At 57.4% G+C, this 24949-nt stretch carries 22 protein-coding genes; 5 read left to right on the top strand and 17 right to left on the bottom strand.

Annotated elements, in window-relative coordinates; translation table 11 throughout:
- Window positions 1-50: 50 nt before the first annotated feature.
- From INT32_RS08140 to ilvB, 8 genes are all read right to left on the bottom strand, one after another.
- Window positions 51-1364: an acyl-CoA thioester hydrolase/BAAT C-terminal domain-containing protein gene (locus INT32_RS08140; protein WP_193088228.1), complete on the bottom strand. Its 1314-nt coding sequence runs from the start codon at window positions 1362-1364 to the stop codon at window positions 51-53.
- A gap of 119 nt (window positions 1365-1483) precedes the next feature.
- Entirely contained in the window at window positions 1484-3046 is a 1563-nt protein-coding gene (locus tag INT32_RS08135; protein ID WP_193088227.1) for an ABC transporter substrate-binding protein, read from the bottom strand.
- An 82-nt stretch (window positions 3047-3128) separates the two neighbouring features.
- Window positions 3129-4142 (bottom strand): ABC transporter ATP-binding protein, encoded by a 1014-nt coding sequence (locus INT32_RS08130; RefSeq protein WP_193088226.1) that lies wholly within the window; start codon window positions 4140-4142, stop codon window positions 3129-3131.
- Window positions 4139-5131 carry an ABC transporter ATP-binding protein gene (locus INT32_RS08125; protein WP_193088225.1) on the bottom strand — a complete coding sequence of 331 codons (993 nt, stop codon included), beginning with the start codon at window positions 5129-5131 and terminating at the stop codon, window positions 4139-4141. The genes INT32_RS08130 and INT32_RS08125 overlap by 4 nt, the downstream gene beginning before the upstream one ends.
- Window positions 5128-6054 (bottom strand): ABC transporter permease, encoded by a 927-nt coding sequence (locus INT32_RS08120; protein WP_193088224.1) that lies wholly within the window; start codon window positions 6052-6054, stop codon window positions 5128-5130. Before INT32_RS08120 ends, INT32_RS08125 begins: the two co-directional genes overlap by 4 nt.
- Window positions 6051-7025, bottom strand: a complete 975-nt coding sequence (locus INT32_RS08115) for an ABC transporter permease (protein WP_193088223.1) — start codon at window positions 7023-7025, stop codon at window positions 6051-6053. The genes INT32_RS08120 and INT32_RS08115 overlap by 4 nt, the downstream gene beginning before the upstream one ends.
- Window positions 7022-8482, bottom strand: coding sequence for an NAD(P)-binding domain-containing protein (locus INT32_RS08110; protein WP_193088222.1), 1461 nt, complete (start codon window positions 8480-8482; stop codon window positions 7022-7024). The genes INT32_RS08115 and INT32_RS08110 overlap by 4 nt, the downstream gene beginning before the upstream one ends.
- A 261-nt stretch (window positions 8483-8743) precedes the next feature.
- A complete protein-coding gene (ilvB, locus tag INT32_RS08105; RefSeq protein WP_193088221.1) occupies window positions 8744-10498 on the bottom strand; it encodes a biosynthetic-type acetolactate synthase large subunit in 1755 nt (584 codons plus the stop codon).
- Window positions 10499-10652: 154 nt separating this feature from the next.
- Here ilvB and panB point away from each other — a divergent pair, with 154 nt between their 5' ends.
- Together panB and INT32_RS08095 are read left to right on the top strand one after the other, a co-directional pair.
- Window positions 10653-11477 carry a 3-methyl-2-oxobutanoate hydroxymethyltransferase gene (gene panB, locus INT32_RS08100; protein WP_193088220.1) on the top strand — a complete coding sequence of 275 codons (825 nt, stop codon included), beginning with the start codon at window positions 10653-10655 and terminating at the stop codon, window positions 11475-11477.
- On the top strand, window positions 11474-11983 hold the full coding sequence (locus INT32_RS08095; protein ID WP_193088219.1) for an SET domain-containing protein: 510 nt from the start codon (window positions 11474-11476) through the stop codon (window positions 11981-11983). The genes panB and INT32_RS08095 overlap by 4 nt, the downstream gene beginning before the upstream one ends.
- Window positions 11984-12036: 53 nt before the next feature.
- On the opposite strand, the gene INT32_RS08090 is transcribed toward INT32_RS08095, so the two are convergent.
- Window positions 12037-12531: a nucleoside 2-deoxyribosyltransferase gene (locus INT32_RS08090; RefSeq protein WP_193088218.1), complete on the bottom strand. Its 495-nt coding sequence runs from the start codon at window positions 12529-12531 to the stop codon at window positions 12037-12039.
- Between the two features lie 127 nt (window positions 12532-12658).
- Between INT32_RS08090 and INT32_RS08085 the strand changes: the two genes are divergently transcribed.
- Together INT32_RS08085 and INT32_RS08080 are read left to right on the top strand one after the other, a co-directional pair.
- On the top strand, window positions 12659-14260 hold the full coding sequence (locus INT32_RS08085) for a YdgA family protein (RefSeq protein WP_193088217.1): 1602 nt from the start codon (window positions 12659-12661) through the stop codon (window positions 14258-14260).
- A gap of 341 nt (window positions 14261-14601) precedes the next feature.
- Window positions 14602-14931, top strand: coding sequence for a YegP family protein (locus INT32_RS08080; RefSeq protein WP_130303200.1), 330 nt, complete (start codon window positions 14602-14604; stop codon window positions 14929-14931).
- A 163-nt stretch (window positions 14932-15094) separates the two neighbouring features.
- On the opposite strand, the gene INT32_RS08075 is transcribed toward INT32_RS08080, so the two are convergent.
- Both INT32_RS08075 and INT32_RS08070 read right to left on the bottom strand, forming a co-directional pair.
- Window positions 15095-16381 (bottom strand): PLP-dependent aminotransferase family protein, encoded by a 1287-nt coding sequence (locus INT32_RS08075; protein WP_226816770.1) that lies wholly within the window; start codon window positions 16379-16381, stop codon window positions 15095-15097.
- Between the two features lie 9 nt (window positions 16382-16390).
- A complete protein-coding gene (locus tag INT32_RS08070; RefSeq protein WP_193088215.1) occupies window positions 16391-16642 on the bottom strand; it encodes a hypothetical protein in 252 nt (83 codons plus the stop codon).
- A gap of 120 nt (window positions 16643-16762) precedes the next feature.
- Between INT32_RS08070 and INT32_RS08065 the strand changes: the two genes are divergently transcribed.
- Window positions 16763-17374, top strand: a complete 612-nt coding sequence (locus INT32_RS08065) for a LysE family translocator (RefSeq protein WP_193088214.1) — start codon at window positions 16763-16765, stop codon at window positions 17372-17374.
- Window positions 17375-17423: 49 nt separating this feature from the next.
- On the opposite strand, the gene INT32_RS08060 is transcribed toward INT32_RS08065, so the two are convergent.
- The 6 genes from INT32_RS08060 to INT32_RS08035 form a co-directional block, all read right to left on the bottom strand.
- Entirely contained in the window at window positions 17424-18221 is a 798-nt protein-coding gene (locus INT32_RS08060; protein ID WP_370540197.1) for a polysaccharide deacetylase family protein, read from the bottom strand.
- Between the two features lie 60 nt (window positions 18222-18281).
- A complete protein-coding gene (locus INT32_RS08055; protein ID WP_193088212.1) occupies window positions 18282-19544 on the bottom strand; it encodes an acyl-CoA dehydrogenase family protein in 1263 nt (420 codons plus the stop codon).
- Between the two features lie 2 nt (window positions 19545-19546).
- Window positions 19547-20728 (bottom strand): acyl-CoA dehydrogenase family protein, encoded by a 1182-nt coding sequence (locus INT32_RS08050; RefSeq protein WP_193088211.1) that lies wholly within the window; start codon window positions 20726-20728, stop codon window positions 19547-19549.
- Entirely contained in the window at window positions 20728-21717 is a 990-nt protein-coding gene (locus INT32_RS08045; RefSeq protein WP_193088210.1) for a tripartite tricarboxylate transporter substrate binding protein, read from the bottom strand. Before INT32_RS08045 ends, INT32_RS08050 begins: the two co-directional genes overlap by 1 nt.
- Window positions 21718-21959: 242 nt before the next feature.
- Entirely contained in the window at window positions 21960-24125 is a 2166-nt protein-coding gene (locus INT32_RS08040; RefSeq protein ID WP_193088209.1) for an acetate--CoA ligase family protein, read from the bottom strand.
- Window positions 24122-24925, bottom strand: a complete 804-nt coding sequence (locus INT32_RS08035) for an enoyl-CoA hydratase (RefSeq protein ID WP_193088208.1) — start codon at window positions 24923-24925, stop codon at window positions 24122-24124. The genes INT32_RS08040 and INT32_RS08035 overlap by 4 nt, the downstream gene beginning before the upstream one ends.
- Window positions 24926-24949: the final 24 nt, after the last annotated feature.

Below are 24949 nucleotides of genomic sequence, written 5' to 3'. Positions count from 1 at the left end.
CTGCGCTTCTCGCCTGATGACGCAAGCCCGGCCTGTCGCCATCCAGATGGCTAATGCGACTGCCTGCCCTTAAGGTGCGCTCTCACGGCATTTTGCAGAAACTCCTTGACCGCAGTCCAGCTGTGCTCGTCAGACTGGGCATTAGCCGAAGGTGTTCCGCCACCGGTATTGATTTTGCCGGAAACCGGATGCGCATAGACCAGCTGGGTCGTCGGCACATAGGGAAACACAATGCTGTGGCCCCCGTCCTTGGTATCCACCCATTGCACGATATGCTCAAAGCCGACCTGGCCAAGATGATCATAAATCATTTTGCTGTACAAACTCGATGGCCAGGCACCATCATCGGTGGCGGACAGCAGAATGATCGGTCCCTGGATCTTTTCGACCTCGATGCGCGCGCGGGCTACCGCCTCGCTATCTTGCAGGGCAGTCATGATGGCGCGCGCATGGCGGTGGGGCGACGGGCCTTCGTCAAATGGCGCCCAGGTGGCCGTTTTATTGTCCTGCCAGACGTGTGTCAACGGCTTGCCGTTAAGCAGCCAGGCCGGGCCATCGCGACCGACTTGCGGATCGGCCGCGTTCTGTCCGCTGTGCACCACTGCGCCAGGGACATACGCCACAACAGCACTCACGTCCAGTGGATAAATGCTGGCCAGAAGCAGTACCAGCTCTCCGCCACGCGATTGACCGCTCAGGGCCACGAATCCACCAAGCGGGCGCTGAGATCTGCGCAGCCAGTCCATGCCTTTCCTGAAATACTCCAGTGGCGTATTGGAAATATAATCGGACAATCCCGGCGCCTTGAAGTAACCCAATGCAAATGCAATATAACCACGCGACGCATATAATGCCGCGCGCGGCTCATTGATACCGCCGCCCGAGCCGTTCAGAATCATGACGGCCGGATGAGGTCCTGGCGTAGCGGGCAAAAACAGGGTGCCCACCAGGCCATCCTCGCGTACCTCAATGCGTTCTACGCCCTCTTGCATCAGGCGCTGTGTCAGTGTTGCACGCAGCGTGGTGCTGGTCGTGGTCACGGCCAGTTCGGTGATCAGCGGTTGCGCCATCGTGTCTGCAAAGACTTCACGACAATTATCCTGAGCCGGCACTTGCGACCACAGCAACCCCATGGGAGACACGTCCTGGTAACTGCCAGCCAGCGGCGCCAGACGCGTCAAGTCCACAACACCTTGTGCATCGGCTTCAAATTGGGCCTGGCTGCGCCATATCACACCACCAGCGCGCTCGGTCTGGCTCGTAATCGTAATACGCTCGCCAGCCGACAGACCTTCGACACGGATGGCGCGTGGTTCGTCGATCAGCGCATCAGCCGGCATTACCGACAATATTTCATTTGACATAGATCTTCCATTAATTTCGCACCCGCGCCATCATCAACGGCCCGCGGCAGATACATAATCTGCGCGTCGGGCCCGTAAAGCAGCGATGACGGGGCGCTGGTATTGCCGCTGCTGCCAGCTTATTCCTTGCTTACCATGACCGGCACGGTACGATCAGAACTCAAGGGTTTGACAACCAGTCCCTTGCGCGCCGCCCAGATGTTTTTGTAATGGAACATGGGAATCACACCCACTTCATCGGATACCGCCAGGGCGGCGTCCTGTATTATTTTTTCACGTTTGGCGTCATCAAATTCTTCGGTGGCCTGCTTCAGATAGTCGTCCAGCTTCTGGCTGCTGTAGTGGCCCCAGTTGGATGCGCCCAACCCTTTTTCAGGGTTCACCGTAGCCAGAATATTGACCATCGCATAGCTGCCCTCGCCGGTTCCGTTACCCCAGGCAATCACAGACATGGCGTAGTCATTTTTCCGGGCTGTGCTTGAGTACACGGCCCACGGCACCACCGACACCTGGGTTTTCACGCCGATGCGGCTCCAGAACTGGGCCACTGCCTGCACGGTCTCTGGCGCCATGGGATAGCGATCAGTCGGCACGTGCACGGTCAGGTTAAAGCCATCCGGATAGCCGGCTTCTGCAAGCAGCGCTTTGGCTTTCGGGGCGTCAAAGGCAATCGGCTTGATATTCGGATTGTAGCCAATCGAATCCTTGGGCATCCACTGTTCGGCTACCGTCACACTGCCCTGTAAAATACGATCGGCGATGGCATCGCGATTGATCGCAAGCGACAATGCCTGGCGTACTTTTAAATCGAGCAGCGGATTTTTGTCCAGCGGTTTGCCGTTGTTATCAGTGATGAATTTATTGGGCTTCGGATTAAAGCTAGGTTGCAGCAGGAAAACGCGCAGTCCGTTATAGGCATAGACCTTCACTTTCTCATCGCTTTCCAGTTTTTTCAGGTCGGCGACCGACACTTTATCGATCACGTCCACATCACCGGAGAGCAAGGCCGTGGAACGGGTTGCGGCGTTAGCCACATAGCGATAGGAGACCTTGTCCCATAAGGGTTTTTCACCCCAGTACGTAGGGTTGGCCTCAACCTGAAAGCCGGCTCCCGGCGTGTAGGAAACCAGTTTATATGGACCGGTACCGATCAACGCCTTTCCTGAATTGAAGTCATCGCTTGTCGCATTCTCGGTGCTTTTTTTCTGCACCAGGTGCACAGAAGCCAGATTCAGTGGCAAGCCCGGATTGGGAATTGTGGTTTCAAATACCAGCGTGCCCGGTTCTTTTTCAGTCACGCTCTTGATCGTGCGCACGTAGCCTGTGAATGGCGCGACCGAGCCTGGCACCTTGCGAATGCGTTCAATGGAATAGATGACGTCTTCTCCCGTGAACGGTGTGCCATCGCTCCATTTGACGTCTGAACGCAATTTGAATTCCCAGGTCGTGGGACCGGTGTTTTTCCATTCTGTTGCCAGGCCGGGCAATAGTTTGTTGTGGTAGTTGTTGACCAGCATATCAAAAAAGAACAGGCCGGCAGAGCGGTCACCCGCGAAATTATTCAGTTGTGGATCCAGCGAAGACAGATTGTCGGCAAAGGCGATTTTCAGTTCTTCTGCGTGGGCCATATTGCCTGCGGCCAGCAGGCTTGCTGCCATGGCAGCCAGTACGCGCTTTTTCATTTATATTCCTTTATAAGGTTACTGCTACTTAATCAATATAATCAACACGATCGAAATCGGGCAGTTAATCCCTGATGCCCACTCAGGTTTGGTCATTCAGGTGGCAGGCACTCATATGCCCGCCGGCCACCGCTTTAAGCAGCGGGACTTCGGCACGGCAGCGAGGCATGGCATGCGGACAGCGTGGATGGAAATGACAACCCGCTGGCGGATTAAGCGGGCTGGGTATTTCACCCTTGATAATCGAAAACACTTTCTTGCGATCCCGCATTTTGGGAATCTCGGCCAACAAGGCCTGGGTGTAAGGATGATTGGGCTTGCTGAAAATCTCTGCAACTGGCGCCTGTTCTACGATGCGTCCCAGGTACATGATCACCACGCGATCGGACAAATGCTCCACCACACCCAGGTCATGGCTGATAAACAGATAGGTCAGGCCCAGTTCCGCGCGCAGTTGCATGAACAGATTCAGAATTTGCGCCTGAATGGATACATCCAGAGCGGCAACGGCTTCATCACAGACCAGCATATCCGGCGCCACGGCCAATGCCCGCGCAATACCGATGCGCTGGCGCTGCCCGCCGCTGAACTGATGCGGAAAGCGGTTGCGCAGGCTGGCCGACAAACCGGCGCGCTCCAGCTGCTCAGATACATACTGGTCCAGGTCACGTGCCGATACCATATTGTGCAGTCGAGGAGACTCTCCTACAATGTCGCGCACACGCATGCGCGGATTCAGGCTGGCATAGGGGTCCTGGAAAATCATCTGGATTTTCAGGCGCGCCGCCTCGGCCTCGTGCCTGGGCAGCGTTTTCAGGTCCTGGCCGTTGACCAGCACCTGACCGGCTGTCGGCTCCATAATACCGGCCACCATCCGGCCCAGCGTCGACTTGCCGCAACCTGATTCGCCTACCAGGCCGACCACTTCGCCTTTGGCAATATCCAGGCTGACATCATCCACGGCACGCGTAAGCGCAGAGGGACGCGTCAACCTGAGTTTTTGCAGCCAGGGATCCAATATCCCGTCACTGGCATGACCAAAGGTCTTGGACACGTGGCTGACCCGCATCAGCGGCACTTTTATTTCATCTGTCATAGTGCCACTTCCGTTTCAGGAACAGCGCCCGGATGATAGCAACGCACCCGATGACCGGCCGCCAGTTCGTCCAGCGCCGGCATCGTATCACAGACAGCGGTACGCCGCGGGCAGCGCGACGCGAATGCACAGCCCGCCGGCAATGACAGCAGATTGGGCGTCATACCCGCAATCTGCCGCAGCGGCTGCCCTCTTACATTATTGGCGGGCAGGCTCTGGATCAGGCCCTGGGTGTACGGGTGCTGCGGGTTGTCCAGCACCTGATCCACTGTACCGGCTTCCACAATTTTTCCAGCATACATCACATGCAGATCGTCAGCGAGCCCGGCCACCACCGACAGGTCGTGAGTAATCCAGATCAGGGCCGTGCCATATCGGGCCGACAGTTTCTGTATTTCCGACAAGATCTGCGACTGAATCGTGACATCCAGCGCCGTCGTGGGCTCGTCTGCGATGATCAGGTCGGGTCTCAGCAACAGCGCTATGGCAATGGCCACACGCTGGCGCATGCCGCCCGACAACTGGTGCGGATACGCCGACAGACGGGCTTGCGGACTGGGAATGCCCATCAGGCCCAGCATGTCGCGCGATTGTTCCCAGGCCTGTCTGCGGCTGATTTTTTCATGCGCACGCAGGGTTTCGATCATTTGCGTATCCACCCGCAGCACCGGATTCAATGTCATCATTGGATCCTGGAAAATCATCGAAATGCGATTGCCGCGCAGGCGGCGCAGCTGCTGTTGCGGCAGGCCCAGCAGATCCTGCCCTTTGAACAGAATCTGTCCGCCAACGATACGGCCCGGCTCATCGACCAGGCCCATGATGGAAAAGCCCGTGACGGACTTGCCTGAACCCGACTCGCCTACCAGCCCCAGAATACGTCCCGGCTCCAGCTGGAGCGACACGCCGTCCACAGCCGGCAGCTGGCCCGCCCGGGTCATAAAGTGCGTACGCAGATCGCGAACCTCCAGCAAAGGCGTCGTACTCATCGCTGCCTCCGCGGATTGAACATTTCCCGCAGGCGATCACCCACCAGGTTCAGCGCCACTATGGTGACCAGCAGCGCCACGCCAGGGAAAAGGCTGATCCAGTACTGTCCCGAGAGCATGTACTGATAACCGTTGGCGATCAGCAATCCGAGCGAAGGCTCTGTCACGGGCACGCCCAGCCCCAGGAAACTCATGGTTGCTTCCAGCGTAATCGCACGTGCAACCTGCAAGGTGCCGATCACAATCAAAGGCGGCAGACAATTAGGCAGGATGTGCCGCAGCATGATGCGCCACTGGGAAATATTCAGGCTTTTTGCCGCCTCTACATATTCCTTCTGTCGCTCTGCCAGCGCCTGACCCCTGGCGGTACGCGCATAATAGGCCCATTCCAGTATCACAAGCGTCAATATCACATTACCAATACCCTTGCCCAGATACGCCAGAATCATCATCGCAATCAGAATAGATGGAAACGACAGCATCAAATCGACCGTGCGCATGATGAAGCTGTCTATCCGGCCCCCGGCATAAGCCGACAGCACGCCCAGTATTGTCCCGACCACACTCGCAATAAGCGCAGAACCCACGCCGACCGTCAGACTGATACGCAGGCCGTACAGGATGGCAGACAACAGATCCCGTCCCTGTCCATCTGTCCCCAGCCAGTAGTTATAGGTGCCGGCGCCGTTGGCGCTGCCTGGCGCCAACCGCGAATCCAGGATATCCAGCTGCATCAGATCATACGGATTTTGCGGTGTCAGCCAATGGGCGAACACCGAACCGAAAGCCAGCAGCAACAGCAGCGTAAAGCCGATCACAGCACGCTTGGACGAGAAAAAATCGGCCAGCCTTTCTCGAAACAATGAAGGCTTGGGCGCAGCAATCACCGCTTGCACGGCAGACTCGGTCACGGGCTGACTCATCGCGCGCCCTCCAGCCGGACTCGCGGATCAAGCATGCGATAGGCGATATCGACTAGTAAATTGATGGTCACGAAAACACAGACAATAACCACCAGATAGGCCAGAATGACCGGTCGGTCCAGACCATTGATGCTGTCCAGGATCAGTTTGCCTGCACCAGGCCAGGAGAAAATGCTCTCGGTCACCACGGCACCGGCGATGGTCGAACCAAACTCCAGCCCCAGTACGGTGATCAGCGGGATCATGATATTGCGCAGTACATGTACGCCGATCACCCGCAAGTTGCTCAGGCCCTTGGCACGGGCAAAACGGATATAGTCCAGCGGCAGCACTTCCTGCACGCCAGCATAGGTAAGCCTGATCACAAGTGAAACCTTGAACAGTGCCAGATTGACTGCCGGCAACAGCATGTGCCGCAGTCCATCGAGCGTCAGAAACGACCATTGATAGCCAAACAGCGTCACGGTTTGCCCTCGTCCTGACGAGGGCAGCCATCCGAGGCTGACGCTGAATGCCATGATCAGCACCAGTCCTACCCAGAAGGTTGGCAGGGAAAAGCCCAGGATGCTGCCGGTCATGATCGTGCGGGAAACAATACTGTCTGAATAAAGTCCGGCTATCAGCCCCAGCGGCACACCTACCACAATCGCAATTACCAGGGCGGCCATTGCCAGCTCCATGGTCGCCGGCAACCGATGCAGCACCAGTTGCAGGGCTGGCTGGTTGTACACGAAGCTGTTGCCCAGGTCACCCTGCACCGCACTGCCCAGGAAATGAAAATATTGCAGCCATAATGGCTTGTCCAGGCCCATCTGCGCGATGATGCGGGCACGGTCTCGCTGATCGGCATCCGGTCCGATAAGAATATCGATCGGGTTGCCAACCGCATGCAGGCCGATAAAGACGATCACTGTCATCAACAGGATAATGAGCAGCGCCTGCAGGACGCGTTTAATCAGCCACAGCGTCATTGCGCCTCCACAGGCAAGGGCGGACCGGCGGCAGTCCACTCATCGCCATCGAGCTCCGGTTCAGCATAGGCTTCCAGTTGCGCATAATAAGCGGCGACATCTTCCTGATACAGGGAGCCGGCAATGGCGCGGGCAATGGCTGATGCCCCATCTGAAATGGCCGGAATATCGCCCGAGACAGTGCCATGTGAGGCCACGGCAGGATAGCTGAAACAGTGAATATGCGCCAACCCGGGCGCGTCCACGCCTGCGCGGGGCTGGAACTCGAAACCCGGTCCCAAATCGGGACAGGCAGCCAGTTCGGCATCTTCCTGCCCTGGCTGCGGATGATAACGCTGCGCCCAGGTTCGCACCAGCGGTGCCAGCTCGGCATACTCCGGACGCAGGTGCCAGTCGATGTTGAAACCGGTGGCAAAAATGAGAAAATCCAGAACAAATGTACCCTTGGGCGTGGTCAGATAAATCACGTCCTCGCGCACTTCAATGTCCAGTACCGGACAACCGACATTGAAGCGGGCATTGTGATGGGAAGCCACACGCAAGGTACTGCCTTTGGGCGGCGGCACTTGCTGCACATTGATGTAATGGCGAATACGCCACTTCCAGTCATCCGTTAAGCCAGCGTAGCCATGCACCAGGCCGGGGCTGCCAGAGCCCTTTCCCTTGTTGATACGAGGAATCTCGTTACGCCGGATAATTATATCCACACTATGGGCACCGGCTTCCAGCGCAGTAGCCGCGCTATCCATGGCCGAAGCGCCTGCGCCGATCACCCCGACCCGCTTGCCGGCAAGCGTGTTGTAATCAAAGAAATCCGAAGAATGCGCACGCAGATGCGCCGGCACCTTATCGGCAAACGCTGGATAACCCGGCCCGCCCAGGCCATCGCGGCCGGTCGCCAGAATCAGGCGCCGGGCAGCCACCACTTTTTGGCCCCCAGGGGCCTGCAGCGTCAGTTCAAGATAATTGTCGGGATGCAGATGGACATGACTAATGTGATGTTCATTGCGCACATCCACATTCATGACTTTGCGATACCAGCGCAAATAATCCATCCATTGCAAGCGTGGTATTTTATCCAGCGCCTCCCACTCCTGGCGCCCATACTGTGCTTCGAACCATGCCCGAAACGTGAGCGAAGGCAGCCCCAGGGCAGGTCCGGTCAGCTGCTTGGGCGAGCGCAGGGTCTCCATGCGCGCCGTCGTTGCCCAGGGCCCTTCAAAGCCAGCGGGCGCACGATCGAAGTTACAGGCGCGCACACCCAGATTGCGCAAGGCAACAGCGGCAGTCAACCCCGCCATGCCGCCACCAATAATGGCGACATCGAGCAAGCGTTCACCATCCACCACCCGAGGCTGCACCCAATCCTTGCCGGGCAGATCAAGACGGGAAAGATCTTCCTGCAAACGTGCTTCAAGGCCGGGCAGCCCGTCTTTTTCGGGTGGGTGATAACTCATTCTGCAACTCAATAAATAAATGCAAGGGTTTTCCCTTGCTGGTTTTATTTGATTATTACGCAATGATATAAAGAAATGCGTAACCAGCCATTTTAAAGAATATGGCAAGTTTAATATATATTATTTAGTAATTACTATATATCAATAATAATAAACAATGCGCACCGGAAGAATGACGGCAATACAATGCCCGCGCTATCAAAACAAAAGCCCGGCCATGACAATGACCGGGCTCCAGCTCAAACAGGACAGGCGTCCTGATTATTCTTCCACGTACCAGGTATCTTCGGAAAGCATGACCTGTTGATGGCCATAGCCAGCCGGCATCATGGGAAAGCAGTTCTCCTGCGGCTGCACTTCCACATTCAGGAAATAAGGACCCTCATAGTCAAAGCAGTCACGGATGGCATCTTCCAACTGCAGCGGATCAGACACCGTGGCCGCTCCCCAGCCAAAGGCCGTGGCCAGTGCCACAAAATCGGGAATGGAAGCGTTATAGCTGTGGCTATAGCGCCCGTCATGAATCAGTTCCTGCCACTGGCGGACCATGCCCATATGCCGGTTGTTGCACAGGATCACTTTGACCGGCGTTTCGTGCTGGATCGCGGTCGACAGTTCCTGGATATTCATGAGTACGGACGCATCGCCGCTGATGCATACCACCAGTGAATCCGGATTGCCCACTTGCGCGCCAATCGCGGCAGGCACGCCGTAACCCATGGTGCCGGCACCGCCCGAGGTCAGCCAGCGATTGGGCTCACGAAACTTCAGGTACTGCGCGGCCCACATCTGGTGCTGGCCGACATCGGTACTCACAATGACGTCCCGGCCTTCAATCAGGTCATTGACAGTTGCCAGTAAATGCTGCGGCAGAATCACGTCGTCCGACGGCGTAAAGCCAAGACAATTAGTGCTGCGCCATTTTTCAATGCGCGTCCACCAATCGTCGATCAACCCGGGTTCGCGCTCCAGCGACTTGACCTCATTAAACAGTGACTTGAGCACCGGATAGCAGTCACCCACCAGCGCAACGTCGGCGCGCACCACTTTATCAATAGATGCCGGATCGATATCCAGGTGAATCTTGACTGCGTGCGGGCAGAAGTCGGACAGACGCCCGGTTATACGGTCATCAAAGCGTGCGCCGATGCATACGATCAGATCCGCATGATGCATGGCCAAATTGGCCTCCAGCGTTCCATGCATGCCCAGCATGCCCACGAACTGCTTGTCGTTGGCCGGGAAAGCACCCAGCCCCATCAGCGTGAGCGTGCATGGCGCACCTGTGTAGCTGACCAGATTTGAAAAGACCTCGCAGGCGTCCGGGCCGGAATTGATCAGTCCGCCACCACCATAAAACACGGGGCGCTTGGCATTGGCAATAAGCGAAGCGGCGCGCTTGATGGCAGCCTGCATTACGGAAGAGGTCATTTGGCCAGCCGTATTGACGGCGGGCTCGATCACTTCGCTTTCCGGCTCCTGCGGCGCCTGCGCCATCTGGATATCCTTCGGAAAATCAATCAGCACCGGGCCGGGGCGGCCGGCAGCCGTAATGTTATAGGCCTTGGCGGTCATGGCGGCCACATCTTCAACACGCTTGATCTGGGCATTCCATTTTGTGACCGGCCGGGAAATACCCACCGCATCGCACTCCTGGAAGGCATCGGTACCGATGGCGCCGGTTGCTACTTGCCCGCTGATACACAAGACCGGGATCGAATCGCACAGTGCATCGAGCAACCCCGAGGTGGTATTGGCCATACCCGGGCCGGAGGTGACCAGTACGACGCCGGGCCTGCCGGTAGAGCGCGCATACCCCTCGGCCGCATGCATGGCAGCCTGTTCGTGGCGAACCAGCACGTGGTGGATGCGCGGCTCGGAATACAGCGCATCGTACAGCGGCAATACGGCACCGCCGGGATAGCCGAAAATGGTATCGACCCCGTTTGCAATCAGGGTTTCAAGCATCAATCGGGCACCATTGAAGGCAGGCGTATCGTTCTGGGGTGTGTTCATTATTCAAATCCAACTGACAGACAGGTTTTCCATAGAAGCTTAAATAATATCCTTTTTGTAATGCACTGACAGAAAACCCGCGATTACACGGTAAACTTACCCCTTCGCCATGTGGCCGCAGACGGCCAGCCGTATTTCAAGAAAGGTGCTTTTGATGAGTGTGCATACCACAGCAAAACGGATTACCGTCCCGCAATTGCGGGCCTACAAAAACCAGAAAAAAATCGTCTCGCTCACATCCTATACCGCGCCCTTTGCCCGGGTGCTGGACGAGTATCTGGATATGATCCTTATCGGGGACTCCACCGCGATGGTCGGATACAACATGGAGAACACACTGGCCATCACCCTGGAACAGATGGCTGCCCATGCGCGGGCGGTGGTGCGTTCCACGCAGAATGTCTGCGTCGTGGTAGACATGCCTTTTGGCAGTTATCAGGAGTCGCCCGAGCAGGCCCTTCGCAACGCCGCATTCCTGCTCAAGGAATCGGGCGCCGATGCCGTCAAATACGAAGGCGGCACGCCGCTGGCTGCAACCACGCGCTTTCTGGTCGACCGCGGTATTCCCGTGCTGGCTCACATCGGACTGATGCCTCAGTATCTGAACACCATGGGCGGCTTCAAGGCGCAGGGCATGTCGGATGAAGCGGCCGAAATCATCTACCAGGATGCACTGGCACAGGAACAGGCCGGCGCCTTTGCCGTGGTGATCGAAGGCACCGCAGAGCCCCTGGCGCGCCGCATTACACAGGCATTGAGCATTCCCACCATTGGCATTGGCGCTTCGCCCGACTGCGATGGTCAGATCCTGGTGGCAGAAGATATTTTCAACCTGACGCCCAATCGCATTCCCAAATTCGCACGACAGTTTTCCGACGTGCAGGCCGCCATCCGCGATGGCGTGCAAGCCTACGCCAATGAGGTACGCGAAGGCACTTTCCCCACACTGGACCATTGCTTTGGCGTCAAGAAAAAATGATCGAAAAAAAGAAAAATATCGCCAACCCACCCTGGCATGTCGTGCGCAAATCGACGTTGCACGGCAACGGTGTTTTTGCTGCTCGTAATATACCGCAAGGCACGCGCATCATTGAATACACAGGCAAACGCATCAGCGCCAAACAGGCCGATGATATGCACCCGGTCAATCCGGATGATCCGTTTCACACTTTCTTTTTTTCCACCAGCAGCGGCAGGATCATTGATGGCGGCAATGGTGGCAACGACTCGCGCTGGGTCAATCACAGTTGCAATCCCAATTGCGAGACACAGGAAGGAAGCGGCGGCAAACGTGTCTATATATATGCCATTCGCGATATTCTGAAGGGCGAAGAACTGTTTTATGATTACGGGTTGATCATGGACGGCAGAATCACCAAAACGCTGCGCCAACAGTACAAGTGCCTGTGCGGCGCACAGGCCTGCCGCGGCACCATGCTGGCCTTACCCGAAAAAAAGAAGGTCAAGCGCAAAGGCAGCAAGTAAAAAGCCAGGCACGCGCCCGGATGATGAGCCCAGTTGCGGGCCCGCCGCCCGCATCATGAACCGTCTGCCTGCATCGCCTGCAAACACGCCAATGCATCACCCTGCACAATCTGCGTGCTGCAGGCAATCATCAAATTCAGATTCATCCCGAAATCCTCTACCGTGTAACCCTGCGCATCAACAACGCGCCCATCCTGCGCCTGCACGCCGGCCTGCGCCACCAGCGCCTGTGTCTGTTCGGTATAGGCCCATACGGGCTTGCCCTTGGCCACAGCATAGCCCACCTCGAACACGGTTCCGGAATCGGGCTCCAGGCCACGAAACGGGTTCAGATTGGCCATGACACAATCGGCCTGTTCGATCAGCGCGATATTGGCCCGGTAAATCCAGTCGGCCAGCGCCGTGCCGCTCAACTGCTGCGGCGCTGCGTTGTCCAGGGGATACAACCCGGCAAACCCATGACGCGCGCATAGCGTTTTGAGCCACTGCCCATAGCTGGCCGCGTCCGACCGAAAGACATCAAAGCCGGCAAGATAGACTTTTTTCATTTACAATTCATCCACAGTTTCATTCGGGCAATTTCCCCGCAAGCCACATCTTACATTCCGCAACATTGCGCCTGCAATCGGGCCGGCGGAATATTAAACTCATTGGGGCATGCCGCAACATCATTGAATGTTGCACATCACAAATATCATGGGCAAAAAAATCACCAAAACACTGGCTGCCGTTGTGCTGCTGGTTATACTGGGCTACTTCGGTGGCACATGGTATAGCGGCACAAAAGTGGACGAACAGGTCATCCGTCGCACACAGGACATCAACGCACAACTGCGCAGCAACGGGCTTCCCGTGCAAGTGACATCGGAGAAAAAAGATGCCGGCCTGTTCTCTTCCACTTACACGCTGACCCTGCGACTTGACAATGCCGGTCAGTCGCATTCGCTGGACTTTAACGTGCAGGTCGAGCATGGCCCCCTGCCCCTGTCCCGACTGCAGCAGGGCAAACTGGAACCGGTGCGGGCACTCAGCCACGTCACACTGATCAACAATGAAAAAACCGCGCGCCTGTTCGAATTGAGCCAGGGGCAGCCGCCGCTTGAACTGTTGTTGACCACCCATCTTGACGGACAGACACGGTATCGCGGACGCGTGGCCTCGCTCGCGTTCAATAATATCCGAGACGGCCAGCTGCATTTTGATGGCATGAACTTTGAAGGCGCAGTTGACGCGACAAACCGGGTGGCCCAGTTTTCCGGAAACATGCCGTTGATACAGGTCACGCCGCCGAAAACCGAAAACGGTACGAGCACTTTAATTTTCCGGGACCTTGCCATGTCGTCCCATTATGACGGTCGCGATACAAAGAACCCGCTATGGCGCCAACAATCGACATTGGCAGCATTCTCGCTTGCCAGTGATGATGCCAGACTGGAAATCGACCAGTATCAGACCGATTCAAAAGCGGACACCCAGGACAGCCTGCTGGCGCTGCAGCAAAATACCGTATTGAACCAGGTCCGCGTCAACGGCACCGATCTTGGCAAACTGCAATATACCGTGACCGCTTCAGGACTGGACCGTGCCGGCGCCATGCAGTTTATAGCGCAAGCCTGGCAGCAGTTGCTCAATGTCGGCCAGCCCGGTGACCAGGCAGTGCCACAACAGAAATGGATGGCTTTGCTGACCAGCCTGGACCTGATGCTCTCGGGCAAGCCCGAGCTCACTGTAGGGCCCATTACCTGGACCCTGCCGGAAGGGTCTGCCAAAGCCTCGATCAACGTGGCGCTGAACAACCCGGTTCCGCTGCTATCGCGGTTCGGTAACGATCCCTACGCCTTGCTGCTCAATGCCCTGCGCTCGGTTCGCATGGAGCTGCAGGCAGATCAGGCCATGCCGCAAGGCGCCGCGGACAGGGTCAGTCAGCTCAGGTCCGGCGCCGTGGCCTCACCCGGATCCACCGTCGAGCCCACGGCAGCAGAAAAACTGGACACCATTATCGATATCCTGGTCAGGAACCAGTTGCTGTACCGTAAACAGGATCAGATTGGCCTGAGCTTGAATATTGAGGGTGACCCGTCACTGGCCTCTGCCGGCGCAGTAGACATGAATGGCGAGCAGTACGATCTGGTCGGGCTTGTCAGCGCCGTGCAGACACGGGCAGCGGCAGCCGAATTACAAATCAGGCAACTGACACCGCCTGCGCCGCAAGATGCTCCTGAACAAGAGACCCCTGAGCAACAAATACCCGAGCAAGTAGACCCCAGGCAAGACTGAGGCAATTGCAGTCCCGTGAAACTGTCGGTGGCTGCAAGCAAGGTGATGGCGTGGTTGATGCGAGATCGATGACGGACCAGGCGCCCGACAACGCCTGTCGCTTGCGCCTACAAGCGCGATTATTATCTGGCAGCGCAGCATGACACTTGCCAACCGACATCTGAGCGGGCACAGCACCACCCCGAGGTTTTGCGCACCGCCTGCCTGTACCGCAACACCCTGCCCCAAGAGGGCCAGACATATTATTTCATTCTACATTCCACGAATTTGCAGTATGCTTTGCCAGGCAGTTTCTTTCATGCGGTATTTATTCCATTACACTTGCAAGGAAATTCATTGCTATGTCTGCTTCATTCGAACTCAAAAAATCCGTTGATGGCCAGTTTCATTTTTCCCTGCACGCAGCAGATGGCGCATCTGTCCTTAGAAGTGAAACCTATACGACCCTTGCCTCGGCCAAAAATGGAATCGAGTCGGTTCGCAAGAATGCAGGAACGGACAGCCGCTACGTTTTTGAAAAATCCGCCAACGGCAAAACCTATTTCAATCTGAAAGCGGCCAACGGCCAGATCATCGGCAGCAGCCCGCTATTTTCCGATCCCCACGGCGCCAGGCAGGCAGCCGACACGGTCAAGCATCATGCCGCCACTGCTCCGTTGCACGAAGCCTGAACCTGATTCATTACCCTGCCCCTTGTGAATCAGGCGCTGGCGCCCCGACTGGCATGCTAAATGGTGTGCAAAATGGCGTTCAATAGCGCCGGAAATGATGTCGCAGGCCTGCAAGTTACCTATCCAGATGGTAAGCTTGCCAATCGGCCATGCCTGGCGCTGATCAGCCCTGCTGCCAGGCGGCCAGCGCATCCCATAAATGGGGATGATCATAACTGCTGACCGACAGACGCAGGTAAGTGCTGACGCGCTGATCAGGATAAAACAGGGAGCCGGGCGTGGCGGGAATGTTGTGCAGGTTCAACTGGCGAGCCAGTGGTTCGGCGTCGCGGGACATGTCGAGCCAGAGAAACAGCCCGGCAGCAGGAGGTTGGGCCAGGACATAGCCCAGATCGCCCAGTCGCTCCAGCATCTTGGTACGCGCCCAATTGATACGTTGCCGCAGCCGTTCTATATAAGAACGATAATGCCCGCCGTGAATGATTTCATGAATAACACGCTCATTCAGGCTTGAGGTGGACAGGCCGGAAAGCAGTTTGAGCATGGCTATTTCATTCAAAATATTTGCAGGCCCGGCAATAAAGCCCACTCGCATCGCAGCACCCAGCGTCTTCGAATAATTGCCAAGCAGAAACGTGCGCTCGCACTGATCCAGCGTGCTGATACGCAGCGGTGGGCCTGCACTGAGTTCGCTGTAGGTATCATCCTCGACAATCCACATGTCATATTGCTGGGCCAGGCGCAGGACGTCGTGCGCGGCACGTGCGCTCAAGGTAAACCCGGTAGGATTATGCACGGTACTGTTGCAGATGAACAGGACCGGTTTATGCTTGCGACAATGCGCCTCCAGTTGCGTTGTATCGGGCCCCTGCGGTGTTCGCGCCACCGTCAGAATATTCACACCGACCATGCGCAAATAGGCAAACACGACAAACCAGCAAGGCTCTTCAACCACCACATAATCGCCAGGCCGGACCAGTTGACGGATCAACAGATCCACCGAATGCGTCACGCCGGTGGTCAGCAGCACCTCGCCCGCCGGCTGCACATGCAAGTCGTGCGCAGCCAACTGAGCCATGATGGTCTGGCGCAACGGCGCAAAACCAAAGGGCTCGCCATACATGAGCGCAGATGGCTGCATCTTGCGGGCCACTTTGCGAATGGAACGCGCGACGATCTCGGTGTCCAGCCACTCCTGCTTCAGCCCCAGATTGTTTTGCTGCGAAAACAGGCGATTCAGAATCCAGGGGACATCAATTTTATCCTGGGACAGTGTCGGTACGATCTCGCCGCTTTTTATGCCCCGTGCCGGCTGTCTTTTATGCTGAACGAAATAGCCGGACCGGGCGTTGGCGGTAATGTGATTGGTCGCAACCAGGCGATCATACGCTTCGACAATCGTATAGCGACTGACATTCAATTCCTGCGCCAGCAGCCGCACGGACGGCAGGCGACTGCCCTACCTGAACACATTCTGCTCAATGCAGACAACAAAACGATCCACAATCTGGTCCACCAGGGTGTGCGAACCCGACCGCACCGGCTGCCAATGGGCCAGCAGCGGCGCCCCCGGGGTTTGATGGTCGTGATCGACATGGGTATCAGCGACCCCTGCGGGCGCAGGTGGCGATTGGTCGTTGCGACGGCCATCGCTGGCAGCGGATCGCTTAAGCAGTTGGGCAGAAACGGGAGGGCTGGGTTGGCTTGTCATCAATCTGTTCCGGTAAAAGCAGCAGTACAGGAAGGAAAAAACAGCACACAACTGTATCGGTACTGTACCGGTATCTTGTCATATAGTGTCTGTTCACGCAAGACCTGTATCGAGACTCTCATGACTTACACCATGCTCATGGCATTTGCCATTTTTATCGCCGTCTCTTCGGTAACCCCGGGGCCCAACAACCTCATGCTGCTGTCCTCTTCGGTCAATTTCGGGGTGCGCCGCACCATTCCGCACTGCCTGGGAATCAGTGCGGGCATGGGGCTTATGATCGTGCTGATGTCTTTCGGCCTGCATTGGGTCATGCTGCACGCCGGCTGGCTGATTGATCTACTGAAGATCGCCTCGCTGGCCTACTTGCTGTGGCTGGCCTGGAAAATAGCCTCAATTACCCCGACGCCGCTTTCCGTCCAGAACGAAGCGTCCCCTTTCGGTTTCTGGAACGCCGTGCTGTTCCAGTGGATCAACCCCAAGGCCCTGATCATGGTGATCAGCATGTTCAGCATCTATGTACCAGACAATATCGGACAGCTGACCCTGCTGCAAATTTCCCTGATGGCAATCGTCATCAATCTGTTGTGCATCAGTGTGTGGATGTTTGGCGGAACCCTTATGCGCAGGCTGTTTACCACGGCAGCAACGCAACGCGGCTTCAACATCGTGATGGCGCTGCTGCTCGTCGCCTCTGTCGTACCCATGGTGTCCGCCGATCTTGGCATATAAGCGCGTCCAAGGGCGTGTGCGCGGCGGCCGCCCGGTTACGGAACCGGTATCAGGGCTGCAGCGTCTCGGGCGACAGGAGAACACAAGTGAAATTTCTCCGCTTTATTTCCTGCAGCAGATCGGGCAGGATTTGCGGCGTGACCGCCGGGTAATCATGCAACAGCACGACGGCACCAGGCTCCAGTCTGCCTGTGATACGCGACAGCAGGCGCGCCGGACGGGCAGTCGCCGTATCAAAGGAGCGCAATGACCAGCCCACGCAGGGCAGCCGGCTGGCCCTCACCGCCTTGCCAATCCCCGGATTGACCACACCAAATGGCGGTCGGTACATACGGGGAGTCACGCCGGTAATGGCCGCTATGGTCTCGCTGCAACGCTGTATATCGGCAAGAATCGTGGCCGGCCGCTTAAAAGGCAGGGTATGGGCATGGCTATAGCTGTGGTTGCCAATGGCGTGCCCCTCCTGGACAATCTGCCGCAACAGCTCCGGACGGGCAGCGGCATGAGCGCCCACAATAAAAAACGTCGCCTTCACGTCATGCGCTTTGAGTATGGCCAGAACCTGCGCGGTCCCTTCGGTAGGGCTATCATCGAAACTGATGGCAATCTGCCCGCCTGGTTTTCCGATTGCGCCCCCATCAGGACGAACATGCCTGAGGGTGTCCACAAACAAATTGCTTGCCATATTCATGCTGGCCACGCCAAGCACGGCCACATATAGGGCGACGGTCAGAAATGCCGCTACCGGCCACAGCCAATACAGCAGCACGGCAAGCGCAATAACAAGAAGATGAGCGACCAGAGTGTGGCGGCGGAACCATGAAATCACAGCGATATTTATCTGCACAGGCAAGCGGGTCCATAACAATAGCCAGTGCCCCCCCTGCCGTCAAGCGATATTGTGCACTTATATGGCCATCCGGCCCGCGCTCAGCTGCCACACCTGCTGCAGCCGGTCTGCCTCAGTGTGCCGATGATTCATCATGGCGCAAAGAAAATGCACGCGTTTCAGATAAAAATGCACATCGCATTCCCAGGTCATGCCCAGCGCGCCATGCACCTGCAGGGCATTTCTCACGGCCGTGCTGGCAGCCTGCTGGATCGTATGCTCGGCCAATATCGCCATCAGGGTCGTTTCTTCAATGTATGTCTCGCCCGTTGCGCCCTGATCCGCCCTGTCTTGTGCTTGTGCAGCAAGCGTCGGCCCGGCCAGCTCTGCGCCGCGGCGGACTTCCTGGTCTGGCAATTCAGGGCAAGCCTGTGCCAGATCTGTATTTGCCGAATCCATACACGCTGCAGCCTGTGTCAACAGCAAACGGGCATTGTCCAGGTCCATCCAGTCCTGGGCCAGCCGATGCTTGATCGCCTGAAAACTGCCGATGGGACGGCCAAACTGCTGCCGTTCCCGTGCATACGCACTGGTCATGTCCAGGGCCCGCGCCGCCACCCCCAATAGCTCGGCGGCCACCAGCATACGGGAACGCAGTTCGAAGGCATCCCAACTGACCTTATCACATGCGAAATCGTCCTGCATTTGCCATACAGGTGCGCCCAGCCAGCCGTTATGTATAAACGGATCGATGCCCGGACCGCCAGCGATACCATCAGCCACCCTGGCCCAAACCTTGCCTTGCGCATAGCTCAGGAACAATATCTGGCTGTCATGACGACAATACGGTACAAACAGTCTGTTTTGGCCGGCATCGATGGCAAATCCGGCAAGGCGTCCATCATGCATGCAGCGATCAAGCCATTGAGATACCGGGGAGTGCGCAGCCTGCTCAGACAGAAATGCGCTCGTGTTCATCCACGTACCCAGTGGCAGCGGCAGCAATGCGCTGCCAGCCAGCTCCATGACCTTGACGGCCTGCGACATGCCCAGTCCGATACCGCCGCGGGCTTCACCCACCAGCAACCCCGGCCAGCCCAGTTCGCACAACTGCGACCACAACCTGGCAAATATATGGCCATTACAACTGGCATCATCGGCAGCGACCTTGCCGCTCGGCAGCGATGCCGACCCGGGCGCTGGCCGTAAGACGCCCCCTGATACGCCCCCTGCAAGTGGTTTGTCTGTCAGCAAGGCGCCACGCAGCGCCGTCAGCGGGCATTGCTCGGCAAGAAACCGCCGGACCGGGTCTAGCAGCAAATCGTCATCGGTATGTTGCATCTCTATCCCTTTGCCAGTCCCAGTACTTTTTCACCGATAATGTTGCGCTGAATTTCCGAGGTGCCGGCCAAAATGGTCTCGGCCCGTGACCACAGGCTGGCATGCGCAAAGAATGCCGCTTCGGCCTGCATCTGCATGGCAGGCGCGCACAGGTTCAATCCAAGCAATTCCAGCGCCAAATCCAGCATGCGCTGGTGCGCCTCGCTCCAATGCACCTTGGTTGACGAACCTTCAGGGCCTGGCGGATCTCCGTTCATGGCGGCCAGCAAAGCGCGACGTGATTTCAACTGCAATACCATGCTATCGGCGAACAAGGCTGCCCAGCGTTGTCGGTAGTTCTGCAGCGCGATCGGGCTCAAACCCTGCGCCACGCTGTCGATCAGCCCGCGCACCCGCCCCAGCTCGCCTTCGAACTGCACCAGCCGGGGAATGAAATAGGTGCCGCGTTCGAAGCTGGCTGCAGCCATCGCCATCCGCCAGCCATCGCCCTCCTGACCAAGCAGGCAATCCGATGGCACATTGACCTGTTCAAAAAAAACTTCACAGAACTCTGCCTCGCCGGTCAGTTGCCGAATGGGCTCGACCCGGACACCGGGCTGGCGCATGTCCACCAGCAGAAAACTCAAGCCGCGGTGTCGTTGCGCGTTCGGGTCGGTACGAACCAAAGCAAAACAGTAATCGGCAAGATTGGCAAAGGACGTCCAGATTTTGTGCCCATCCAGAACATAGCCGCCGTCCGTTTTACGCGCCCGGCTGGTTACCGCCGCCAGATCGGAACCAGCCCCCGGTTCCGAATAACCCTGGCACCAGATCGCTTCATTGTGCAAAATAGCCGGTAAATACCGCGCCTTTTGCGCCGGCGAACCAAAGTGCAATAGCGTCGGCGCGAAAATGCCATGTCCGATCAGATTAACCCCGAGAGGCGCGCCACTGCGGGCCAGCTCTTCCAGATATATGGCCTGATGTGACAGCGGCAGCGCCTTGCCCCCATATTCCCGCGGCCAGCCAAGTCCGGACCAGCCGTGGCGGCACAGGGTATCTTCCCAGGCTCGCCGGTATTGCAGCGAGACCGGATCGATCCTGCCGGGCCAGTCACGCTGGAACTGCGCATAATGCTCTGCCATCCACGCCCTGACATAAGCACGGAACGCCTCGGGGCTTTGTGGCAGCATTTCATCTGTCATTATGGGTTCACCGTAATATTGGCCTTGCGGATCACTTCGCCCCAGGTTTTGACATCCTTGCTGATGAACTGGCCGAAAGTGGCCGGATCGCTGGCAATCACATCCAGCCCCAGCGTTTTGAATTTCGCTTTCACATCGTCCTGCTGCACGCTCTCATGCACCACCTTGTAAATCACCTGCGCGACCTCGGCAGGCGTGCCTTTGGGCGCGACCAGCCCCAGCCAGGGCATGGCAGAAAAACCGGGCACCGCCTGGGCAATGGTCGGCATATCGGGAATAGAAGGCGACGGTTTGTCCGTCGTCACAGCCAGCACCTTCACTTTGCCTGCCTTGGCATAAGGCCCGGTTGATGCCCAGGCATCGAACATGACCTGCACCCGCCCGGAGATCAGATCAGTCAACGCCGGCGCACTGCCTTTATAAGGAATATCCTGCATGTCGACATTGGCCATATTCTTGAACATCTCGGCTTCCAGTTGCGTCGAGGATCCGGTGCCCAGCGAGGCGTAGCTCACCTTGCCCTTGTTTTGCTTCAGATATTCGATCAGCTCTTTTACGTTCTTGACCGGCACCTCAGGGTTGACAGAGATAACATGGACCACCGAGGCAACCTGGGTAATCGGCACAAAGCTTTTCACCGGGTCGTATTTGACGTTCTTGTTGATGCTGGGAATCGTGCCCAGCGAAGATGCGGCCAGCAGTAGCGTATAGCCGTCGGGCTTGGCGTTCGCCACATGCTGCGACGCGATCAGCGTGCCTGCGCCCGGTTTGTTTTCCACAATCACCGGCTGCTTGACCTTCTGACCAATCTTGTCAGCAAGCAATCGGCCCAGGGTATCGGCGGCACCGCCGGCAGCAAAGGGGATCACGATCGTAATTGGCTTGTCCGGGTAAGCTGCCCGTGCCGCTCCCGGCAAGATCGCCAGCGCACCCGTTGCCATCAGCAAGGCCGGGCCCATCCACTTGAGTAAGGTTTGTTTTTTTTGCATTGTTTGTCTCCGTTCTGTTTTATTCAATTGACTTCAAACCACGTGTTGCTACCACAACTGCATTTCGGATACGTTACTTTCATGACAACGGTACTTACGGACACCTCTGCCGCTCTAGTCGGCACGGCGGCTCTTACCCGTCTGTCATCCCTGCATTAGCTCTGTGCCGGTCCGGCCACTGAGGCAGACAGCAGCGCCTACCAAAAAAGAACATCTACGCAGACCAGGCCGCTACCGTATGATCACCCCTGCACCACTGATGCCTGCGTCGCTGTATCTGCAAGCAGCAGGGCGTCCAGCATCGCCACGCCCGAGCCGGCTTGCCGCACCAGCAACGGATTGATTTCGATCTGATCCAGTATCGGCTGGCCCGCCACAAATGCGTGCCCCACAGCCACCATGGCTTGTGCTGCGGCATCCACGTCTGCGCTTGGTCGACCGCGAAAACCGTCCAGCAAGGCAAAGGCCTTCAGGCTGCGCAGCAGTTGCACCGCCTCGCTGTGTGTGACCGGCAAAAGAGCATGTGCCGTATCACGATATATTTCGGTCATGATTCCGCCCAGCGCCACCGTTAACACCGGTCCGAATACAGGGTCGCGCGTAGCGCCCACCAACAACTCAGCCACGCCCTGCTGCATTGGCGTGATCATCACACCTGCAATCGCCGCGCCGGGCTGATAGTTGCGGCAGTTTTCCAAAATTTGCTCATATGCCTGGGCCGCAGCCTGCGCGCCCGTGATATTGAGCAACACGCCACCTGCCTCTGTCTTGTGCGCCAGATCGGCGCTGACCACTTTCATCGCCAGCGGCACGCCTAACTGGTCAGCCAGCGCAGCCGCTTCTTCACGCGTCCCGACAATGCGCACATCCGGATCAGGCAAACCGAAACCAGCCAGGTAGTGGCGGGCGTCCCCTTCGTGACAGGGTAAATGTGGCACATCAATCCGGGCATGGCCGCTCGCCGCCTTGACTCGCCCGGCCATCGGTTGCGAATCAATCCACGTATGGCCATCACAAGTGTCATCAACTGGCGCATTCGGCTGGCCACGACGTTCCTGCCAAGTCAAAAACGGTCCCAATGCCCTGACCGCATGTCCCAAATCGTCAAACACGGCAACGCCCGCCTCACGCAAGGCCTGACGGCAGCTCGCGCTGCCGGTATCGATTGCAACAAAAAGGCGCGGATATTTCTGTACGACATCAATCAGCGGCTGCGCCATGCGGTCCAGCATATACCCTGGCGCATTGATCACCACCGTGTCCAGTGCGGGCGTGATCGCCAGCGCTTGTAGCACCTGCACGATAAATTGCGGATCATTGACAATATTGCCGGTCACATCCACAGGGTTGCCCACCATGCCATAAGCCGGAATGCCCTGGCGCAGTTGCGCCTGTACATCGTCGGGAAGATCCGGCAACTGCAGGCCGGCCTGAATGAAACGATCGGTCAGGATCGCACCCAGTGCGCCCGACATGGTCACCACGCCAATGCGCGCGCCTGCGGTCCGATGGCGCAGCCGCGCCAGCATGGCTATATTGGCCATTTGCGCGAAGTCGTCTGCAGCAATCACATTCAGATCGCGAAAGGCTGCTTCGTATATCTTTTGATCGCCCGCCAAAGCAGACGTATGCGATTGCACGGCCACCGCGCCCTTGTCGGTCACGCCTGCCTTGAGCACCACCAGCACTTTGCCCTGCGCCTGAAAGCGCCGGCAGGCGTCAATGAATCGCCGACCATCGCGAATTTGTTCTACATAGCCCAGCACAATCTCGGTATGCGGATCATCCGCAAGATACGCCAGATACTGTGCAAAATCCACCGTCGCCTCATTGCCCGTATTGATGAAATGTGAAACGGGCAAGCCCTGGGCACGCACCAGCCCGTATAGCGCAGAACATACATTACCGCTTTGCGTGAGCACGCTGACGCAGCCTGTATCGCTTTGCATGCTGGCGGTTTTGAAGATGGCGGCAAATGCCGTGAATGCACGCGTATTCAGGTTGGCCAGGCCCATGCAGTTGGGGCCGGCCACCTGCATGCCGCTTTCTCGGCAAAACTGCACCAGTTCCTGCTGCAGCAGCAAGCCTGCTGCGCCCTCTTCAGCAAATCCTGCGGCATAGACCACGGCAGCGCGAATGCCAACGGCATGACAGCGCCGCAACATGGCGGTCACATCGCGGGCGCCAATGGCCAGGACAGCCAGATCCGGCACTTCGGGCAAGTCTTCGACCTGCGCGTAACAGCGATAACCGAACACTTCGTCATATTTTGGGTTGACCGGATAGACCTCTCCGGCAAAACCGAAGTGCGACAACAGCTCCAGCGGCATGCCGCCAATGCGGCCGGCATTGTCGCTGGCCCCGATCATCGCAATGGAACGCGGATTCAATAACGGTTCAAGACTCATGCACTGTCACCGCTTTTGTTGCGCTGGATCGCCTGGGCCAGACCTTTTTTCTTGACCTGGGCAAACTCGTCGCTCATATGCGAAAGCTGATGAACATCAAAATGAGCAGACAGTGCGGTACGCAGACCCTGTGCATCCAGTGTCCGGTTCAGCGATTTTTTGACCAGCGTGAGGGCAAACGGCGGTGCCGCTGCAACCCGTCGCGCCAGCGCCATGGTTTCATCGTTCAGTTGCGCGCGCGGGACAACGCGGTTGACCATGCCCATTTGCAAGGCCTGCTCGGCGGTTACTCGCTCGCCGGTAAACAACATTTCCTTTGCGCAACGCAATCCCATGACCCATGGATGAATCAGGACCTCGGTGGCTGCAGCTGCCAGCGTATGACAAACGGGATCGGAAAAAAACGCGTCGTCGGAACAGACCACCAGATCGCACATATTGGCGATCATGAAGCCGCCGGACACGCAGGCCCCTTGCACCCGGGCGATGACCGGCTTGGGAAAATCCCAGATTCTCATGCAGTAATCAAAGTACCGCAGCGACTCGTAGGCCCAGCGCTGCTCTACGCTGAAATCGGCACGGCTGGCCTGGGCTTCCTTCAAATCATGGCCGGCAGAAAAATGGTCACCTGCGCCGCCAATAATCACGACCCTGACAGTTTGATCGGCAGCGGCCTCACGCATGGCCTGATCCAGTTCATCCAGCAGCGCCTGGCTCTGCGCATTGCGCGCCCCGGCCCGCGCCAATGTCATCGTTCGTATGGCGTCCTGATCCGATACCTCTATATGCTGATAGCCCATTGTCTCTTCCTTTATGACCCATGG

This window comes from Advenella sp. FME57 (assembly GCF_014897675.1).
Lineage (GTDB): Bacteria > Pseudomonadota > Gammaproteobacteria > Burkholderiales > Burkholderiaceae_B > Advenella.
The sequence above is the reverse complement of the archived record's forward strand: the minus strand, read 5'-3'. Positions and strand labels throughout refer to the sequence as shown.

Bases quoted from the DNA above. Each gene is read 5' to 3' on its own strand.
- INT32_RS08085 (WP_193088217.1), top strand. From the start codon at position 12,659: ATGTTGCACATCACAAATATCATGGGCAAAAAAATCACCAAAACACTG.
- INT32_RS08140 (WP_193088228.1), bottom strand. From the start codon at position 1,364: ATGTCAAATGAAATATTGTCGGTAATGCCGGCTGATGCGCTGATCGAC.
- INT32_RS08090 (WP_193088218.1), bottom strand. From the start codon at position 12,531: ATGAAAAAAGTCTATCTTGCCGGCTTTGATGTCTTTCGGTCGGACGCG.
- INT32_RS08050 (WP_193088211.1), bottom strand. From the start codon at position 20,728: ATGACAGATGAAATGCTGCCACAAAGCCCCGAGGCGTTCCGTGCTTAT.
- INT32_RS08125 (WP_193088225.1), bottom strand. From the start codon at position 5,131: ATGAGTACGACGCCTTTGCTGGAGGTTCGCGATCTGCGTACGCACTTT.
- INT32_RS08065 (WP_193088214.1), top strand. From the start codon at position 16,763: ATGACTTACACCATGCTCATGGCATTTGCCATTTTTATCGCCGTCTCT.
- INT32_RS08120 (WP_193088224.1), bottom strand. From the start codon at position 6,054: ATGAGTCAGCCCGTGACCGAGTCTGCCGTGCAAGCGGTGATTGCTGCG.
- panB (WP_193088220.1), top strand. From the start codon at position 10,653: ATGAGTGTGCATACCACAGCAAAACGGATTACCGTCCCGCAATTGCGG.
- INT32_RS08040 (WP_193088209.1), bottom strand. From the start codon at position 24,125: ATGAGTCTTGAACCGTTATTGAATCCGCGTTCCATTGCGATGATCGGG.
- INT32_RS08055 (WP_193088212.1), bottom strand. From the start codon at position 19,544: ATGCAACATACCGATGACGATTTGCTGCTAGACCCGGTCCGGCGGTTT.
- INT32_RS08115 (WP_193088223.1), bottom strand. From the start codon at position 7,025: ATGACGCTGTGGCTGATTAAACGCGTCCTGCAGGCGCTGCTCATTATC.
- INT32_RS08080 (WP_130303200.1), top strand. From the start codon at position 14,602: ATGTCTGCTTCATTCGAACTCAAAAAATCCGTTGATGGCCAGTTTCAT.
- INT32_RS08135 (WP_193088227.1), bottom strand. From the start codon at position 3,046: ATGAAAAAGCGCGTACTGGCTGCCATGGCAGCAAGCCTGCTGGCCGCA.
- INT32_RS08095 (WP_193088219.1), top strand. From the start codon at position 11,474: ATGATCGAAAAAAAGAAAAATATCGCCAACCCACCCTGGCATGTCGTG.
- INT32_RS08130 (WP_193088226.1), bottom strand. From the start codon at position 4,142: ATGACAGATGAAATAAAAGTGCCGCTGATGCGGGTCAGCCACGTGTCC.
- INT32_RS08045 (WP_193088210.1), bottom strand. From the start codon at position 21,717: ATGCAAAAAAAACAAACCTTACTCAAGTGGATGGGCCCGGCCTTGCTG.
- INT32_RS08035 (WP_193088208.1), bottom strand. From the start codon at position 24,925: ATGGGCTATCAGCATATAGAGGTATCGGATCAGGACGCCATACGAACG.
- INT32_RS08110 (WP_193088222.1), bottom strand. From the start codon at position 8,482: ATGAGTTATCACCCACCCGAAAAAGACGGGCTGCCCGGCCTTGAAGCA.
- ilvB (WP_193088221.1), bottom strand. From the start codon at position 10,498: ATGAACACACCCCAGAACGATACGCCTGCCTTCAATGGTGCCCGATTG.
- INT32_RS08070 (WP_193088215.1), bottom strand. From the start codon at position 16,642: ATGACAAGCCAACCCAGCCCTCCCGTTTCTGCCCAACTGCTTAAGCGA.